Below are 1,191 nucleotides of genomic sequence, written 5' to 3'. Positions count from 1 at the left end.
TATATAATTACAACTTAAAATCCTAACATCCATGCTTTACGAATTCTGGTTAAGATTTTTGTTGGATTTTCAACGATATTCTGTAGAAATTTCTCAATTGCTTCAATTAGGTTTTCTCGTTTTTTATAGCTTTGATTGGCCAAAATGGTCTCTTTTAACAACTTCCATACTCGTTCTACAAGATTTAAATTGGGTGAATAGGGTGGTAAAAATAGTAATGTCAAACGGGATCCTTTCTGTTTTAAAAAATCTTGTAGTACTTTGGCGTGGTGATATTTTGCATTGTCTACTATCATGATGACATGCTTTTCTTTGTTTTTATCGAGTACGTATGTAAGAAACTGTTGAAATGTTTGGGCATTGCATTTTTCTGCTTCCATGCAAAGAAATGCCCCTGTTTCCGCATCAACTGAACCAAATAAGGATACAGAAAATGGATTTCCATAAACAGAAAATTTTCTTTGTTTTCCTTTTAAAAACCATGTGGATGTAGGTGTTTGCTTTTCGCGAAAGTGGCACTCATCCTCATATAAAAGAACAGTATCGTTTAAAATGTTTTTTTTACTAAGTTTTGAATCATATCCACTTCTTTTTGAAAAGCACGTTGCTTTTCTGCATTTGCTTTTTCTAATACGTATGTTGCACGAGTATGCGAAAAACCTAGGCGAATGAGGAGTTTTCTCACGCCTTCTGAAGACATAGATACAGAAAATTGCTGTTCAATAACTTCTCTAATTGTTTTAATTGTCCAATTGGCAGCTTGAGAAATTTCAAAATCAAAGGGATGTTTTGTTAAAATAAACTCCTTTAATTTTACCTGTTCTTCATCTGTCAAAAATGGTTTTTTACCAGGTAACGGTTTACGTTCTAATAGGGATTCGATTCCCCCTGCTTCAAATCTTTTTACATATATACTAACGGTTTGACGAGCGATATTTAATAATTGTGCGACCTGAATCGTCATGTAGCCTTCCATGATGAGTCGTACAGCTGTAATACGTATTCGATCTTCTACATGTTTGGCTTTCTTTTCAAGTTTACGTAATTGTTTCGGTGTAAAACCGTGCGTCGTATTAATTTTTAAACCAATTTTTTTCTTTATCATCATCAAATCCCCCATCTTGTTTTTTTATAAGTATGGGGCGGTTTTGAAAAGTTTAAACGTGTTAGTTAGGTAAGTAGGATATATAT

Annotated in this window: 2 protein-coding genes; both read right to left on the bottom strand. The window is 33.3% G+C overall.

Annotated elements, in window-relative coordinates:
* Positions 1-14 precede the first annotated feature (14 nt).
* Positions 15-554: an IS630 family transposase gene (locus V7024_RS17590; RefSeq protein ID WP_335522248.1), complete on the bottom strand. Its 540-nt coding sequence runs from the start codon at positions 552-554 to the stop codon at positions 15-17.
* A complete protein-coding gene (locus V7024_RS17585) occupies positions 548-1,105 on the bottom strand; it encodes a helix-turn-helix domain-containing protein (protein ID WP_335522246.1) in 558 nt (185 codons plus the stop codon). The genes V7024_RS17590 and V7024_RS17585 overlap by 7 nt, the downstream gene beginning before the upstream one ends.
* Positions 1,106-1,191: the final 86 nt, after the last annotated feature.

Origin of the sequence: Bacillus sp. JJ864 (assembly GCF_036963045.1) — a bacterium.
GTDB classification, from domain to species: Bacteria; Bacillota; Bacilli; order Bacillales; family Bacillaceae_G; genus Bacillus_A; species Bacillus_A pseudomycoides_C.
The sequence above is the reverse complement of the archived record's forward strand: the minus strand, read 5'-3'. Positions and strand labels throughout refer to the sequence as shown.